Origin of the sequence: Paenibacillus hubeiensis (assembly GCF_032334105.1) — a bacterium.
GTDB classification, from domain to species: Bacteria; Bacillota; Bacilli; order Paenibacillales; family Paenibacillaceae; genus Paenibacillus; species Paenibacillus hubeiensis.
On record NZ_JAVYAE020000001.1, the window covers coordinates 733,437 to 749,213 of the forward strand.

The following is a 15,777-nucleotide window of genomic DNA, read 5'->3' on the forward strand; positions in this document are numbered from 1 at the left end:
TAATCACCTCAATCTATGTTTGATGCTGAAACAGTCCCGGTAACAGTCAAATTGCCGTTAATGATGACGTCACCGTTTATGGACGTCCCCACGGCTTCTATACTCACGTTTCCGGCAGTTTTGACGGCAAGGGAACCTGTTGTACTATCGAAATAAACATGGCTCCCATCCTCGAAATAAACGCCCTCTTGCCCCTTTTCTCCCGGCGGGTCTTCTACATCGTAGAGGTTGCCGAAACACACCCCATCTGACAGGCCGTTGCCCAAAAACGCACAAAAAACCGTGTCCCCCGGCTGAGGAACACCGCGCCGCTTTCCCAATCCACCAAAATAAACAACGGTGAGGGGGCCGGATACCATATCGTCCTTATCAGGGAATGTCGCCGTTATGGTCCCCGCATCCTCGTTTGAAGTGGAGCATATGCCGACCTTGAGCATACTCGAAATAATCGCCCTAATATCTGCCATCACCAAGCCAGCACCTTTCTGACCTCAATATCGGTCGTGTATGCGCCTGATGCGCTGACCTTATGCGAGGACTTGATAACGATGTATTTTCCATCGTACCGACCAAAACCCTTGACCGTGATCGTAATGCCTGCCGCAACACCAACGGAACCGGATAGCGAGAATGAGGCAAGCCCCGCTTGTTTGTTCTGCTCCCGAAGCTTGTTCCGGGCCAGTCTTTGCGCCTGCGCTACCGTATCTACTTGCTCATTGACTTTGAGCGTAGGCCCCTTAACTCCGGGCAGGGTGTACGATCCGGTGATGACTTTCGTTTTCCCCTTTTCCTTCTTGCCTTTTGCGCCCTTCTTCTTTTCGGCGCTCACCGTGGATTTGTATGTGACCACGCATGACGCATAAGCGGCGCTCGTGCTTGTCTCTGAAAAAGAGTATGAAACCAACGGATTTTTCCCATATTCAATGGTCATTACAGGGTCTTTCTTTTCGTACTCAGATTCATCGAACAAAACGAGTTGCGAACCCGAAACTTTGATGGCGATACCCTCGTCAGCGCAGATTTTGGAGAGGAATGCAAAATCCGATTCATCGCTTTGGTCCTGCCTGTCGTACGTCGGGTTGATATTGACCGAGTACAGCAGTTTCAGACGCGCTCTGTTGGCTATTTCCTGCGCTATTGTGCGGAGTTTAACCTTTTCCCATGCCTTCGTTCTCTGCTCCCTCAGGGCGCCTTGTCCTGCTTGTGGGATCGCAGTTGCTGTGATGGCCACAATATTAGGGGGGCCGGAAAGCTCGACCGTTTCAACTTCAAACGATCCGCAATTGAGCTTTGCTTTGTGCCCGGCCTTGTCCCAGTCCGAAACCTGTATCTCTGCAATAATCTTGTCACCTATATTCGGTTTCCACGTCTTAATCCAACGCCGCTCCCGATCATCAAGCGTCAACGTGATTTGATCTTGTTCCCCCGGGGCGTTGTCGTCGTATGAAAAATCGGAAAGGTACTTCGCCAATTCCTCAGTGATGTTCTTCCCCTGATACTTCACTGCCACCAAGCTGCGGCGGGCGTTCTGGACGGAACTCATACAGATTCGCCCCCTTGCAGCCATGGAGGTAACGTGTCGTACTCATCGATTTCGAACGATGGGACCGTCAAGACAATGCCAGCGGGAAAGATGACAAACTCTGAATAATCCAAGTTGGCTCGGATCAACGGCGTCATGTTGGCTTCGGCACCGGAAAGCTTGTAGGCGATTAAGTCCCATGTATCACCGCTTATCGTTGTGTATGTCATGCTAACCCCACCCTTTTCTTCCTTTGTTGGATTGCAGCAAGATGTTTTTCGATTGCCGCGCCTATATCTGTTCCTACTGCAGTAGCCTGTTCAGGGGTAACCGCACCGGAGACACTGACATTGATTTGTATCGGCGCTTCACTACCTCCGCCCGCACCGATCATGCGCCCTGTTTGCTCGTACAATCGCTTGGAACGTTTGGAACCATCGATAGGGATGATGGCTTCCATACCCGCTTCACCCGCAAGGGAAGGGCCGTCCGTGAATCCACCCTTGGCATACGCCGGGATTTCAGGGATCGTCGGGATAGAGAACCCGATATGACCCATATCAAAAGGCAAATCGACGGAAATGCTATTGATTTTGCCAATGGCCTGATTGACTAACCCGATAACCGCATTGATCGGTCTTGCAACAAGCGCCCTAAGCCCGGACCATATACCGCCGAACGTCTCGACGATCCCGTTCCACGCTTGCGACCAGTTGCCTGTAAATACTCCGGTCAAAAAGTCTATAATCCCACCAATAGTCTGCATCAACCCTTTAATCACGCCAGTTACCGTCCCGATAACACCGCTCACTATCTGCTGGATATAGGGAAATGCGAAATTAAATGCAGCAACGATGCCGTCTATAACTGGTTTAAGGAACTCGAAAATTTGACTAGCCGCCGTCATTATCTTGTTGAATGTGCTTTGGAATACCGGAGCAATCGTTTGGATAGCAGAAACAACCATGGGCGCTACCGTATTCCCCAGCCATCCGAAAACCTTGGAGATAATCGGCCAAACTTGGCTTGCCAGATACGAAACAATCGGCGTTAAAACGCTAATAACCGTTGACGCCATGTTCGCCACGGTGGTTGCTACTGTTTTAAAAATAGGAATTCCCGCCTTGATTATCTTGCCAATGGAATTGAATGTGTTAGCTACGTATGGTCTGATGGTTTTGAACGTGTCGATCATCACATCTTTGTAATACAAGACCGTATTGATCAGCGGTTCGAATTGAGAATCCTCGCGGTTCCCCCCGAACATGTCGCCAAAGAATCCACTTACGGCCTTGAATGTGCCGCTAACCGCCTTCGTAAGCTTGCCCGACGTGAAAAATTCCGCGAACTTGCTTACATACGGTAAAAGGTACTGAGACATAGGCGTAACAATGTCCATTTGAATCGATCGCCCTATAGCCTGGAACGACTTTGTTATGCTGCCGTATTTGACGTTCTGGACGTTCTTCATCGTCTCTCGTGTCATATCAAACTGACTTCGAGCCTCACCCATGGCCTTAATTGCTTCATACTCCAAGTCCTCAAACTGCGTGCCAAATAGCGCCACGCCTGCAGCGTTACGCTTTACCGGGTCTTCAACTTTGGAAAGAGCCTGGAAAATCTTTTGGGTCGCCTTTCGAGCGGCTTCCCCACCTCCGGCGATTGCTTCCTCAAATTCTATGGCATTCAACTTGAGTGCGTCGTAACCTTCGTAAGTTGTTTTTGATTGGTCCTTGGTCCGGATTGTAAGTTCCTTAATCGCGTCCATTAAGGTGTTAACCCACTGGCTTTTTATCCGGTGGTTCTAACGGTTTCCTTTCCCGTTAGATCAGCATAACTTTTCATTACCCGGAGTTTGGTAATGTCGCGGCCTCGTGGACGGGTTATTTCACCGTCTATGCGTTGCCCCTGAATGGCTATACAGCCATCCTTCGGTTCGGATTAGCATTGCAGCCTCCCCGTTTAATTCCGCGATTTAGGGTCGGCAACGCATTTTTACCGACCTTGTCTAATTGAAACACCCCTTCTTGGGCGCCTGCCCCGAACATATTGAACATGTCATTTGCATCGTAGCCGAGCTTCTTAAAGAAAACTGAGTATTCGGAAACCGAATCAATAAGCTCGTCTGACATGTTCAAACCGCCCTTGTAGCCCTGGGCCAAAAGGTTGAACGCTTCATGCTGGGAAACCCCGAATTGGCGCGTCATTTGATCGGCTGCTCGGATTGATGCCGTTACATCCTCACCGAAAACATCACGGTAAACAACGGCATCCCTTGTGGCCTCTTTCAGTGCATCGCCGGACAACCCCGTTACCTGTTTGACGGTCGCCATGGATTGCGCCAAGTCGTCCCAGCTTTCCCCGAGATTGTCCCTATACAAGCTGGAAACCTGTTGTTTGATCTGGCCCATTTCCTTGTCGGTTGTGTTTGTCGATGCTTGGAGTTGGCGCATAGCATCGTCAACTCCACCCAAAAGACCCGTAGCCTCTTTCAAGCCGGCGATAAGGCCGACGGTAAGAGCAGTCAACCCTGTGAACTTAGCGAGAGACATAACGCCGCTACTGAGCTTACCGAGCGCTCCGTCAGCCCTCCCAAATCCACGGACGGCATCGTCAGCCGCTCGATCAGGCCCTCGCGCATTTTGCAACTCCCGCAATGATCGTTGCATCTCTTCGAGTTGCCTGTTTGCTTCCCGGAAGCTGTTCCGAAATTGCGAGTTCATTTCGGCTTGCAACCTAAACGCTATTTCATAATCTCGCCCGGACATGGTTCACCCCCTGCATCATTTTTTAGGGGTATTTTCCTTGCGAAGTTCGATTATCTCATTGGCTACCCCTTCCCACTCGTAAAACTCAGCCGGAGAGAGCGACATGAAATAATCGACCCCTGTATTCAAATGCATGCTAAGCAAAGCCGCTCGGAACTTGACCGATTCCCTTACTCGGTCGTCTCTTCCGTTGAGGCCGTAATGAGCAAAAAAGCTTGCACCCGCATTCCCAAGCGGACAGCATCTTTCAAGCTTGCGCCGCGAAGGACTTCAAACGGGATACCGGATGCCTTGGACATAACAATAAGTTGGTATGTCTCGTCCATCGCCTTAACCATCGTTTGTGCCGCCGCTTCCGCTCCTACAACCCGGATAAACTGCTGCTTGATCTGCGCGAGGTCGTTAAAACCAAGCGCGTCCAAGTCGTATTCGATTTCTTCGATTTTTGTATCCCCGTCCAGGATCGGACGGGATAATTTGAATTTTTCCATGGCTCATTGCCCCTCTCTTTGATTAAAGGAATCCTAATGCTTTTTTGATTGCATCGTTTTGGCTGACGCCGCGAATCTTGAAGACATAGCCCATCTTGTCCACTTCGAAAATCTCCTGGTTGTTCAGGAACGATTTGTAGTACAGTAGTTCAAGCTCCGTGCTTGCTCCGAGCGATTCGTTTTTGGTAACCGTACCGCCTTCATACGTTTTGCCCAGCCCCCGGAAAACAATCTTGATCGGCTCGTACACAATTTGTCCGGTAGCCGTATCAAAGTTTTGTTGAGCGCCCCTAATTTCGATATCAATCGAACCCGCGCCCATCATTTCCGCCGCTTCGACGGTCATGGTGTTCCAAGCGATGCCGAGCGTTTGGGAACCGAACTGCCCAGGCGTAGGTACTTCTAACGTGCCCATGATCCCCGCGCCGCTTGTTTCCGTGGTCATCGCCTCGAAAGAAGGCAAAGTAATATCAGCGGTTCCCAATTGGTTGTTTGTTCCCTTGCGATATACGGCGTAGTCAATAAGCTTTTGTGGAATTTGACCCATGCTCTTCCCCTCCTTACGCTGTTGTAGTGAACGCCGCTACGAGGTTGGACAGATCGTATTCAAACGTTCCCAAAATGTCCTCCATTGGGTTTGGAGGCGTGATCTTAAAGCGGATGACGATTTTCCCGGCGAGCAATGCGTCAATCGGGTTATCAGCCTCGACGAATTCCAACGTACCGCCAAGCAAATACCCGGCAGCAGTCAAGCCGTTAAGCCAAACATTACCGTCATCGACGATCGCCGCGACCTTACGTTGGATCATGCGGTCGTCAACGCGGTCCCAATACTGCACGATGAAGTTGTTTTGCAACCAATCGAACATATCGCGAACTGGAATGAATGCGTTTTGTGGGTCAGTAGAGGCAGGGAATGCGGCTGTTTTGTTGCCCCATGCCTTATACGTACCTGTGAAGTTCAATGCCGTTACAATCCCGTTTGCGTTGAGCTGGTCGGCCTGCGCTTTCGTGATCACAATTTCTGTGCCGTCATCCCGAACCAAAGAGTCAACGAAGATCCGTTTGTTGGACAAGGAATCAGCAGGCACGCCCTCGTTCAGTGCAGCCGTAGCTACGCTTGTACCAGCGACCAGCGTAGACAGGCGGTACGTCTTACCGAGATATTTCGCTTTCGGGAACGTAGCCGTCATACGCGACGTGTCATAGTCGTTTTCATCCTTCCACTCGATCGCTGCGCTCACCGTCGATTCCGCTGGAAGATCAACAATGACGCCAGTTTTCAATATACCGCTGACGTCGGAAGCCTTCGAAACCATGGCGCTTGCGACAAGCGGGTCGGATGAATATCCAGGAATAATGAGTTTGTCGGGAATGACTTGGAACTTAGGCAAAACCTCTTCCAAAAGTTCGATCCCCGAGCGTTTCCCGGTTGCTTCATCAAACCCGCCGATGATATCCTCGGGCAAAACCGTGCTTGGATCAAGTTTTGTATACTCGACGGTCAACGTAAGGGCATCAACGGGGATCGCCCCACCTGTTCGGACAACCAAAATCACGTTACCCTTGGCATCAAAAGAAGCGGAATAGTCTGTTTTTGCCGCGTATGTTATGGATCCATCCGCCGACTTAACGACCAAGGTATCAATAAGGATGCCGCTATCCGCTATCGTCGCCCGGCGTTTAACCAGTTGGACAGGCGTAGACGGCACTGCCTTCCTGTGTTTGGTTGGATCGAGGACGTTGACAAGAACCAGTGGGCTACCCAAACGATAAAGCTTGAAGTGCGAATAAATAACCTCGGACAACGTGTAGTTTTCGAAGTCCTCGGAAAACCCGAGTGCCGCCACTGCTTCGTCATAAGTGGTCGCTTTGATCACCTTTTGAACTGGGGCGTCAGGCACTTGGTTAACCGGACTCGTGCCGATAGCTACGAGCGTTTGGAAGTTGTTGCCCACCGTTGTTGGTGGGACAAACTCTTTTTCTTGCGTGTGAATACCGTGGAAAAAGGCCATTTATTTTACACCCCCGATTTCTGAATTTCTTTAAACACAAATGATTGTTCGCTCGCCGGTTCCTTGAGTTCGCGGCGATACTCTACCGTTTTTTCCAAGGGCACAAACAAAAACGCCACGTCTGCGTTGGTATCAACCAGTTGTCGGAACTGTGCCGGAATACCGTTAACATACGTGGCGTTTTGCCGTAATGGATACGTCTTGAGTGTCGGACCCAAGTAGACGTATGTTGAAGACTTGGTGGTTGCGGCAGATTGCGTCTCTTTTGCTGCTGCAGCTTTTGCCGTCGGCGCTTTCTTCGTCTCGTCAGGCATTAAACATCGAACCTCCTTAAAATTGTTGGGATTTCGAATACCCCGTCACCATCTGAAACCCAATAAGGCGCGACCTGATCCTCATATACCGTCATCTGGAACGGCCTTTGAAGAGTGGCAAACCCGCCTATGTTAAGCGCCTCAAGCAATGTTTGCCGGACAACCTGGGTCAAATGCAAAATGTCCAAATACCCGCTTTCATCCACCGATCTAACGCCACAAATAATCCTCACCGTGGCTTCCGCCCGTTGTCCGAGGTTATCCTCTACGTCGACACAATCTAAAACCCGGACCACAATCAACGGATAAATCCTTTCTTGGTTAAAAGGGTTTGGCGCTGGCGGTTGTGGCTGATTCGGCAACACCTGTACATTCCCGGTCGGACCAACAACGCCCGGAACCGGACTGGAAGGCGTCACCCCTCCCGCTTTTGGGCGAGGAGGATAACCAATAAACACTTGTGGCGCTCTCCGGGAATCCCCTTCCCCAAACGAAAGGTTCGCGGTCGCGCCCTCAAGCAGTTTTTTTAATTCTTGAAGCAACACCGTAGGTGTCATGTTTTACCCTCCCATGAGACGCGCCAAATGACGGTCCATTTCATGGTTAATCCGTTGCTCGAACGTATCCGAAAAGGTTTGCTCAAGTTCCTTCCGAACTTCTTCGGCATTGAGCATTTCGGGGATCGGAGGTCCAAACAACTCTTTAATCGGCAATCGCCGGCGCGTCGATCTCTCGAAGACGCCGACGTGCCCACCCGTACCAACTTTGGCAACGAATGCGTGTTCCAGCGATTTGCGCTGCCCCTTGAGAACCCCGACCTTAACTCCGCCTCTTGGTTGCTTCTTTCCCGGAGGCGCGGAGGGCTTGGTCTGGAAGTTGATCAAGGGTAAACTCCCGGTTTTGGCACGCAAAACAGCCTCCAGCGAACCCGCAGAAGGTTTTGTAACGATCTTAAACGCCGCGTTTACGTCCTTAGCCTTGATGGTGTACCGTTCCCTCACCTTACGTCCAGCAGCAGTTTTTGCGCTTGATGCAGCACGATTGAGCGCGGAAGCGGCAGCTTTCGGGCCTATCTTCTCCATCTGTTTAACGATTCGTTGTGCTTTCCGCATATCGGCCTGAATGTTGATCCAATCGCCGCCACTCATGACGTATACGCCCTCTTGAGGGTTAGTTTGAGCATCCCGAACGTATTGTCCACACCATCAACCACATAATACAGGCCATCCAAGTAGACCGCTTGACCTAATACGGGAAGGTATCCGAGCGCTTGCAAGTCCACATGAACGACGGCTGTATTGGAGGAAATCCCTTCGGCGTGAGATACTGGACGACCATCGAGCGTGAATAACTCGACGATCATGTTCACTTGATATCTGCGCGACGTGTCATCAGCATTCGGATGCCACCAATGCAATTCCGAGAATTCATTGGGGTTGAGGAATGTCTTTTGGACATCAAGCCTCATTTGATCACGAAAGTTCATTGGGAATCAGCTCCCCTATTCGGCGGCCTCTGCCGCTTTCTTGGCTTTGGCTTTAGCCACTTCCTGTGCGACTTTATCCGGGTCCTCGACGGCTTTGGCATCAATCAATCGTTTCAAGTCATCGCCCTTGATGTCGTTCGGGAGTGTTTCACCGATCGCGATTCTTTTCCCGTTGTGACGGATGTTCCAAAGTGCTTTATATGCCATTTTGTTTTTCCTCCTTGGTTTTTAGATTACAATACCTTCGCCACATACCAGCCATCTACGTTTTCAGGAACGCAAATTGGCTTGGACAGCAGTTGCAGTTTGCGGCTTACTGGCTCGCGGTTGAAGAATACTTGCGGGAAAATCTTTGCCCGAGCAAGTTTGATGTTGTCGTCTTCGCCCACGAGGTTTGCACCGTACATGAACTGGAACGGTTTACCCTCTGGCAGCAACGCCAGCGTGCCTTCCGGGATATAAGGAACTTCTACACCCTCTTCGTCGGTGTAAGAATTGGTGTACGACCATACGGACAATCCTACTTGAGCAAGATACCCATGAAAGATGACCCCATCTGTACCCGCTTGGATTTGTTGGTTGAGTTGCCCCGGTGTGATAACGGCTGTGTTGTCGGTTTTGATCAAAGCCAGCACCGTTTCGTGGCGCATGATGCGCGTTGCAACATCAGCAGTTGCAAGAAGTTTGGTCGGCGTTTTACCGGATTTCCGCATTACTGCCAACTTCCATTCTTCCAAGAAGGCCAGGACATCCGTAGTTGGATTACTGAACAGGTCGTCTCCCGAAAGAATTGTTTTGTTCGTGAATTCCCAATCGAGAACTTGGTGTACACCTTCACCGATCTGTTCGGTCGTTCCCTTGAACATGATGTCCGAGAGTTGTTGCATTTTACGACGGTCGATAGTCTCGATCAATTCCGCCAAGTCTTGCGTTACCAATTCTTGATAACGTTCCTCCGGCGTTTTAGGGTTGATCAATGTTTCGCCTGCTTGCTTAACCTTTAGATCGTGGCGAGTGATGACGCGCATTGGTTTCAGCAGCGCAGGTTTCCACGTCTTGGACGTCCAACCGGAACGGAGGACTACCTTACCCGGCAACAATTCGTTGACGTATGGTGCAAGTGGGCGATGGCCCTTTTTCGTTTGGATTTCGATTTCTTCTGTTTCGAATACTTCGCCTTCGGACGCGAATTGGTCCATCAGCCAAGAAGAGTCCGGCGGGAATGCCTCGACGACGCGAAGCAGTGTAGGGATTTCCAAAATGTCATGATAAGATGCCATAGTTTTTTAGCCTCCTTATTTAACTACTCGTTTTGTAATCAAGCCGATTTTGCGCATTGCGTCCTCATGGTCGGCAACCTTGTCGGAACCACCGAACTTGAGGAAATCACGGTTGAACTCTCCATCTAAGAAGGATGCACCACGAACGTCAGCAGCCGTTGCATCAATCACAGGGTCAGCGGAAATGGCGTATGGTTCTGTTTCTCCCGGCTTCGTACCTGCCGAGTTAACCGGAACACAAATTGGTGTGCCTGCGTACAGGTCGCCTTCGGCAACTTGTCCGACTTTAGCCAGCACTGTACCGCGGGTTACCACGCCTGCGCCGGATTGGATGATAATTGCAGTCATGCGCTCAGGCACAATACCGCCTGCAAATAACTCATCAAAATTAGGGGATGTGTAATCAGCCATTATTTTCTTCCTCCTTTAGCTACGCCAGGGATAAGGTTAATCATGTGTTGGATGCTTGCTTCTTTTTTGGCAGCGTCCGTTACTTCCGGTTTTACGGGTTCTTCCGTTTGGACGTTGTTCACGCCGCTGTTCATGGCATCTTCGGCGCGATTCTTCGCCTCTGTATCAAGCTTTGCAGCTTGTGCCATGAGGATTTTTGTTGCCATTTGATCGACGGTATCACCGTTCGTGATGGCGTCTTGGATAAATGGAGCAGCACCCGGAACCTTGGACATGGCTTGCAGTCCGGCAATGCGCGTGCGTTCGCTGGCTTGAGCAGCTTCAACGATTTGGTTGTACAATTCGGGGTGGTTCTGTTTCAGTTCTTCGAGAGTCATAGTTTTGTTATCCTCCTTGTTTTCATTTTTAGGTGGGGCTACTTCTTTCACGGCAGGAGCAGGCGAAGGCATGCCGTTACCGCCATTGACAGGCGGCATGTTAATCGCCTTTCCGGTTGCTCGTGCTTCCTGGAAATAGTTGATCACGTTCGAAGGGATAAGGCCCTCTCCGGCGGCAGAAGCAGCGACTTGAGGTACTTGATTTTCGAACATGATGTCATCAATGAACCCGAGTTCCTTCGCCTTGACTGCATCCATCCACGTTTCCTTGTTCATTAGGTTCAGGACCTTATCCCGATCCATTCCCGTCTTGGCAACGTAAGTGTTCGCGATAGACTCGTCCACCGATTTCAGCATGCTTGCCGTGTCCGTCATGGCGTTTTTATCCCCTTCGGAAACTGTTGATGAGTTATGGATCATCATTTGTCCGGCAGGAGACATGAGCACTCTCTTTGCGCCCATAGCGAAAACGGAAGCGGCAGAAGCGGCAAGGATAATTTCTGATGTCGAGTTACCCGGATAACTTCGCAACGCCGTGTAAATCTCTGCGCCCACATAAACGTCCCCGCCCCCCGAGTTAATCGAGATTTCGACGTCATCCCCGGCGGCATCTTCCAGAAACGAATGGACCGCCGACGGGCTGATTGTCTGATAACCAAACCAGTCATATATCCATGCGACATCATCACTAACGACAACGCCACTAAGCTTTAATCTTTTTGCCATTTTTAGTTTTCACCCCCTTCCCCTGCGTTCTCGTTCTCATTCAATTCATCATCATTGTCATTGTCTTCGTCGCCTTCCTCCGATGGTTCAGGAGGCGTTGCAGGCGTCGGGGTTGATACTGTTGCAGTAAGCCCCAATTCCGCCTCACGCGCTTTCTCCTGCGCCCGACGTTGGACGTTTTGTTCCCACGAACCGCCGTTAAGCTCGGCTGTCTCGCGGGTTGCGGTGGAAAGGTTGTTCTCAATACGAGTGACGGCGGCGTCTACTTCCTTGGTCGGATCAAGCAGCCCTTGAGATGGTCCGTGCCATTCAGCCCGTGTATAGGCAGCAAAAATAGCCGGGTCATCAAATATGCCCGGTGCGTCGATCCTGCCTTTGGTTACAGCCTCGATAAACCACTCTTCATAGATCGGCTGGCAGAAGCTTTTCGCAAGCCATTCACGGCGCATGCGGTACATCTTCCAAGCCTCAAGCAGAGCACCACGAGAAGCGGAATAAGACGACGTGAATTGCTTGGTCAAAACCTCGTATGGGATTTCCAAAGCAGCAGCCATTTCTTTCATCATGGCGCGTACAAACGCTTCGTAATTCGGATTCGGCCTTGTGGTTTCAGCGAACTTTACGTCTTCCCCTGGATCGAGGTAAACGATAGCTCCGTTGCCCAGCTTGGCGCTCGAATGATCCATACCAACCACGGGTTCATCGCTCTGCCCATCTGTTTCCGGCGGACCCATGCTCATAGCCCCGTCGCCCATATCATCGGCAGGGGTGGTTACGAACACAGTGTACATCGCTGAGATAACAGCAGCCATAATTTCGGCCTCTGTGTACCTGTCAAGCTGTTTGAGCGTGCTAATGATCGGAGCAATGACAGGAATACCCCGGCGTTGGCCTGGCCTCTCTGCCTCGAACAAGTGGAGCACGTTCAGGCGTCCAGTCTTGGCCCCGTACTTCTCCACGCGCACCCACTCTTTTTTTGTTATTGTGTAGTTGTCTGATCCGGGGTGGTTGTTTGAAAAGTAGTACGCCACCACCATTCCGTCTTCGTCCACCTCAACGCCTGACTGAACCCGATTCAGGTCGCCTACGCTTCCGTCATCGGGAGTATCACAACGATCGGCCTCAATCAAATTGATTTTAAGGTCATACAGCGACCATTTGCGCGGCTTGGAGGCCAGCAACGGGAAGACATCGCCACTCATTAACGTTGAGAGGAAGGCCAGGCTTTGCAATTCATAGAAATCGTTAAGCCCTGCTTGGTCGCACTTTGTTGTTTCGGCCCACAAGGGCCATTCTCGCTGGATCGTGCTTCTCAATTCGTCCGCTTGCGCGTCGGTCAGGTTAAGGAACTTGGCATCAAAGGTGGGGTTCAGTTTCAAACCTGTACCCACAATGTTTGTTCGAAGCCCCTTATGAGCAGCGGCAACCGTCGATGAACCCATGTGAAGGTCCCTAGCACGCGCCCTGAGCGTCTTTAAGTTAAGGTGGATGTCTGTATTGGCATCGCCAATCGGAGCGCTCCACATCGCCATAGACGACTTGGTGCGGCTCGCTCCATGCTTTCCGTAGCCCCTACCGCTACCGAGAGGACTGCTCATAGAGTTTGTGACTTGTTTTGGTGGTCTGTGTTTAGGAATCAATAGTCCATGGGAGTTATGCGATGCACTTTACGGCGCTTACGGCCGCTTTGAAGCTCGTCACACAACCGACTGTAATACTTCTTGCGTTCCAACACCTCCCCCATGTTAATGCGCGTCAGCGTCCGCCCTGCTATGCTGTATGACTGCGATGTAGCCAGCGCCTTTTCAGCATCGAACCAAAGTTGATACATGGCATAAGCTTCTTGGTACGTCATTTGCGGCATAATCCCTTTCACCTCCTTTCGTGTGGTCTACACGCTACTGCTAACGTTCTGCTTCCTCTTCCTCCGCTGTGCTTGAGGCGTAGCCCCTGCAACGACATTCCCCGGAGACGGCAAAGGGCTGTCAAAGTTCGGGTTACCAGATTCAATGGCGGCAAGGTTGTACACCGCCAAGTCGAGCGCTTCGTTTCGGGCACGGATTTGTTTCCACACCTGATAGGCCACGCCGTTTTTCTTCCTGGTCACCAACTCTTCGGAGGCCAGTTGTTTGAAATACTCTTCGTCGTAGGTGAACGGGTCCGGCTTTTCCGGGTCCGGCAAAGGGAAACGCCAGTATCCCGGCTCTCCGGGTTTGACTTTCATCGCGGCAAACACCCTTGCCTTCCCCTCAGCGACGCCCAGTCTGAACACCGTGGCGCGGTGGATGTTGTTGTCCGACGTTCCAATAATGAGCGGAAGCTTTGTCCCGTCGTCCGTCCCTTCCCCCTTGATGGCGTAAATGCCACGTCCTGCGCGTTGCTTGCAGAACTTATAGACCTGGTTCGTGAAGTGACCACCGGAGTCTATGAACGTCCGGTTAATCCTGAACTTGCGACCCTCGGCATCAGACCAAGTTCGGGCCAAGAACTCGTCGAGATCGTGCCAGACCTGTTCTTGATTGAGGTCACCGAATACTTTGTGGAACTGGATTCGCCAAGCTGCAAAGCCCTTGCCCCATCCGACGACATCAATCTCGAAACGGTTGTCCTGTGTATCCACTGCCGCCGTTAGGAAGCGCACACCTTCGGGAACGCGAGCAATGTACATCTGCCTGCGGTTCAATAGTTCCTCGTGTTCCAGCTTGTCGCCTTTCTCTTCCCACGTTTCAGCAAGGCGGGTGTTGACGAATGCCTTGATCATCTCGGGGCCGCCTCGATTCGCTTCCTTCCACTCGTTCACGAAATCTTTCCACGTATAGTTGATCGTGGCGTACAGTGAACTCAAGTGGAATCCCCTGCACTTCGCGTGCTGTTTAGCTGCAATCCACACCGCTTTATTTTCATAGTCGTGCTTCCACTCATGTTCCCCACTCGGCATGCCGCATTCGCAGCAGTGATAGCGAACATCGGTACACGACTTTGTTTCCTCGTCATAGTCGTACTTCAAATTTTCGAATTTGAGGACTTGCAGTTCCCCGCACTTCGGACAAGGAAGGTACAACGACTCTTGCGTGCTGTCTTCGTAAAGAGACTCGATCCGGGAAACACCCTTGACCGTAGGCGTAGAAACGAGAATCAGCTTTTTGTTATAGAAGGTGGTTGTCCGCTTGGAAGCGAGATCCACCGGGTCGCCCTCTTTACCAGCCGATACCGGGAAACGGTCAATCTCGTCCGCAATCAGGACCCGGATAGGCTTGGATGCCAAGGAAGCCGGGGAATTCGCCCCTGCAATGTTGATCCTTCCGCCTGGGTAAGACTTGTATAGGATCGTGTTCCGCGTATCCCGGCTCTTATCCTTCGTGACCAGCTTCGACAACTGGGGTGAATCCCGGTACATCGGGGCCAATCGGTCGTTTGAAAAGTCCTTAGCCACTACCAAGTCCGGCTGAACGACCATGATCGGGGCCGGGTCATGCCCGGTGAAATAACCGATGGCGTTCAGTTGGATTGCCGTTTTACCGAGTTGGGCACCCCACATCATGATGATACGTTCTATATTCGGATCGGATATGGCTTCCATTGGCTCTTTTTGAAAAGGAGAGCGGCTTGTTTTCCATGGACCCGGTTCCGCTGAGTCCTCCGGGGATAGTACCCGGTGCCTGTCCGCCCATTCCGCCACGCTGAGTGGTTCAGGCGGCTGTACCAAAGCCACCGCACGTTTCAGGAGAGCGAATGTCTGCCTGCGTTGCGCGTTCATTCTTCTTTCGCCAACGGATCGTATTTAGCAAGCTCCGTCAACGCCTCATCAATCAACGTTTCCAGTTTAATGCGGACCTCTTTCTCATCGTTCATGTGCGCCACCGTTCCAGCGATCCTCGGGGGCAGCCCTTGCAACCTTTCGCGGAAGGCTACAACCAATTCGCCCCACGCGTCCAGCACGTCGCCTGTTGTATGCAGGTCACCGCGCAGCTTTTGAAGCTCAAGCATCGCCATTTCCTTCTTGATCTGTTCATGCGCGGCCTTCTCTTCGGCTAAACTGATCTTGCCTTCCTCCGCTGTGCCCGTTACATGCCGGATGTAAGCCTGCATGGTTGAAGCAAGCTCGTACTTCCCACGGGCCACTTGAGTAAGCACGCCATCCCTCGTTAACTGCGCCACCCATTGCTTCGTTTTACCGATGCAGGCAGCAAGTTCATTCGTGCCAATAATTGTTTTAGCCGTCGCTTCTTTCGCCGCTGGCTGTTTCACTTTTGGCATGTCCACCACTTTCCTTTTCTTCTCCTGATTTATCGCACCTTATCAGACCGATTTTAAGGCCGTTTTCAGAGGCGCTTAATTTGAAGGTAAAATTCTACCTACAACAAAACAAAAAGCCATCACAAGGCCG

General features: G+C 51.3%; 20 protein-coding genes. All 20 read right to left on the minus strand.

Annotated features, from left to right (window positions below; all coding sequences use genetic code 11):
• Positions 1-8 precede the first annotated feature (8 nt).
• The 20 genes from RSX24_RS03465 to RSX24_RS03560 all read right to left on the minus strand — a co-directional run bounded on the left by RSX24_RS03465 (position 9) and on the right by RSX24_RS03560 (position 15,647).
• On the minus strand, positions 9-467 hold the full coding sequence (locus tag RSX24_RS03465; protein WP_343259685.1) for a phage baseplate assembly protein V: 459 nt from the start codon (positions 465-467) through the stop codon (positions 9-11).
• Positions 467-1,543 carry a phage late control D family protein gene (locus tag RSX24_RS03470; protein WP_343259686.1) on the minus strand — a complete coding sequence of 359 codons (1,077 nt, stop codon included), beginning with the start codon at positions 1,541-1,543 and terminating at the stop codon, positions 467-469. The genes RSX24_RS03465 and RSX24_RS03470 overlap by 1 nt, the downstream gene beginning before the upstream one ends.
• Positions 1,540-1,752 carry a tail protein X gene (locus RSX24_RS03475; RefSeq protein ID WP_343259687.1) on the minus strand — a complete coding sequence of 71 codons (213 nt, stop codon included), beginning with the start codon at positions 1,750-1,752 and terminating at the stop codon, positions 1,540-1,542. Before RSX24_RS03475 ends, RSX24_RS03470 begins: the two co-directional genes overlap by 4 nt.
• Positions 1,749-3,290, minus strand: coding sequence for a phage tail protein (locus tag RSX24_RS03480; RefSeq protein WP_343259688.1), 1,542 nt, complete (start codon positions 3,288-3,290; stop codon positions 1,749-1,751). Before RSX24_RS03480 ends, RSX24_RS03475 begins: the two co-directional genes overlap by 4 nt.
• 148 nt (positions 3,291-3,438) lie before the next feature.
• Positions 3,439-4,290: a phage tail tape measure protein gene (locus tag RSX24_RS03485; RefSeq protein WP_343259689.1), complete on the minus strand. Its 852-nt coding sequence runs from the start codon at positions 4,288-4,290 to the stop codon at positions 3,439-3,441.
• Between the two features lie 170 nt (positions 4,291-4,460).
• Positions 4,461-4,781, minus strand: coding sequence for a hypothetical protein (locus RSX24_RS03490; RefSeq protein ID WP_343259690.1), 321 nt, complete (start codon positions 4,779-4,781; stop codon positions 4,461-4,463).
• Positions 4,782-4,803: 22 nt separating this feature from the next.
• A complete protein-coding gene (locus RSX24_RS03495; protein ID WP_343259691.1) occupies positions 4,804-5,328 on the minus strand; it encodes a phage major tail tube protein in 525 nt (174 codons plus the stop codon).
• A 13-nt stretch (positions 5,329-5,341) separates the two neighbouring features.
• Positions 5,342-6,796: a phage tail sheath family protein gene (locus RSX24_RS03500; RefSeq protein ID WP_343259692.1), complete on the minus strand. Its 1,455-nt coding sequence runs from the start codon at positions 6,794-6,796 to the stop codon at positions 5,342-5,344.
• A 5-nt stretch (positions 6,797-6,801) separates the two neighbouring features.
• Entirely contained in the window at positions 6,802-7,110 is a 309-nt protein-coding gene (locus RSX24_RS03505) for a hypothetical protein (protein ID WP_343259693.1), read from the minus strand.
• A complete protein-coding gene (locus RSX24_RS03510) occupies positions 7,110-7,667 on the minus strand; it encodes a hypothetical protein (RefSeq protein ID WP_343259694.1) in 558 nt (185 codons plus the stop codon). Before RSX24_RS03510 ends, RSX24_RS03505 begins: the two co-directional genes overlap by 1 nt.
• A gap of 3 nt (positions 7,668-7,670) precedes the next feature.
• Positions 7,671-8,258, minus strand: coding sequence for a phage tail protein (locus RSX24_RS03515; RefSeq protein WP_343259695.1), 588 nt, complete (start codon positions 8,256-8,258; stop codon positions 7,671-7,673).
• Positions 8,255-8,596: a hypothetical protein gene (locus tag RSX24_RS03520; RefSeq protein WP_343259696.1), complete on the minus strand. Its 342-nt coding sequence runs from the start codon at positions 8,594-8,596 to the stop codon at positions 8,255-8,257. Before RSX24_RS03520 ends, RSX24_RS03515 begins: the two co-directional genes overlap by 4 nt.
• A gap of 15 nt (positions 8,597-8,611) precedes the next feature.
• Positions 8,612-8,803 carry a hypothetical protein gene (locus RSX24_RS03525; protein WP_343259697.1) on the minus strand — a complete coding sequence of 64 codons (192 nt, stop codon included), beginning with the start codon at positions 8,801-8,803 and terminating at the stop codon, positions 8,612-8,614.
• A 26-nt stretch (positions 8,804-8,829) separates the two neighbouring features.
• Entirely contained in the window at positions 8,830-9,876 is a 1,047-nt protein-coding gene (locus RSX24_RS03530) for a major capsid protein (protein WP_343259698.1), read from the minus strand.
• A gap of 15 nt (positions 9,877-9,891) precedes the next feature.
• Complete coding sequence (locus tag RSX24_RS03535) at positions 9,892-10,287, minus strand: head decoration protein (RefSeq protein WP_343259699.1); 396 nt, start codon at positions 10,285-10,287, stop codon at positions 9,892-9,894.
• The gene (locus tag RSX24_RS03540) at positions 10,287-11,390 is read right to left on the minus strand and encodes a head maturation protease, ClpP-related (RefSeq protein WP_343259700.1); all 1,104 of its coding nucleotides are present in this window, start codon (positions 11,388-11,390) and stop codon (positions 10,287-10,289) included. The genes RSX24_RS03535 and RSX24_RS03540 overlap by 1 nt, the downstream gene beginning before the upstream one ends.
• Positions 11,391-11,392: 2 nt before the next feature.
• Positions 11,393-12,988, minus strand: coding sequence for a phage portal protein (locus RSX24_RS03545; RefSeq protein ID WP_343259701.1), 1,596 nt, complete (start codon positions 12,986-12,988; stop codon positions 11,393-11,395).
• A gap of 38 nt (positions 12,989-13,026) precedes the next feature.
• Positions 13,027-13,254 (minus strand): DUF6148 family protein, encoded by a 228-nt coding sequence (locus RSX24_RS03550; RefSeq protein WP_343259702.1) that lies wholly within the window; start codon positions 13,252-13,254, stop codon positions 13,027-13,029.
• A 27-nt stretch (positions 13,255-13,281) separates the two neighbouring features.
• Positions 13,282-15,147, minus strand: coding sequence for a phage terminase large subunit family protein (locus RSX24_RS03555; protein WP_343259703.1), 1,866 nt, complete (start codon positions 15,145-15,147; stop codon positions 13,282-13,284).
• Positions 15,144-15,647, minus strand: a complete 504-nt coding sequence (locus tag RSX24_RS03560; RefSeq protein WP_343259704.1) for a hypothetical protein — start codon at positions 15,645-15,647, stop codon at positions 15,144-15,146. Before RSX24_RS03560 ends, RSX24_RS03555 begins: the two co-directional genes overlap by 4 nt.
• Positions 15,648-15,777: the final 130 nt, after the last annotated feature.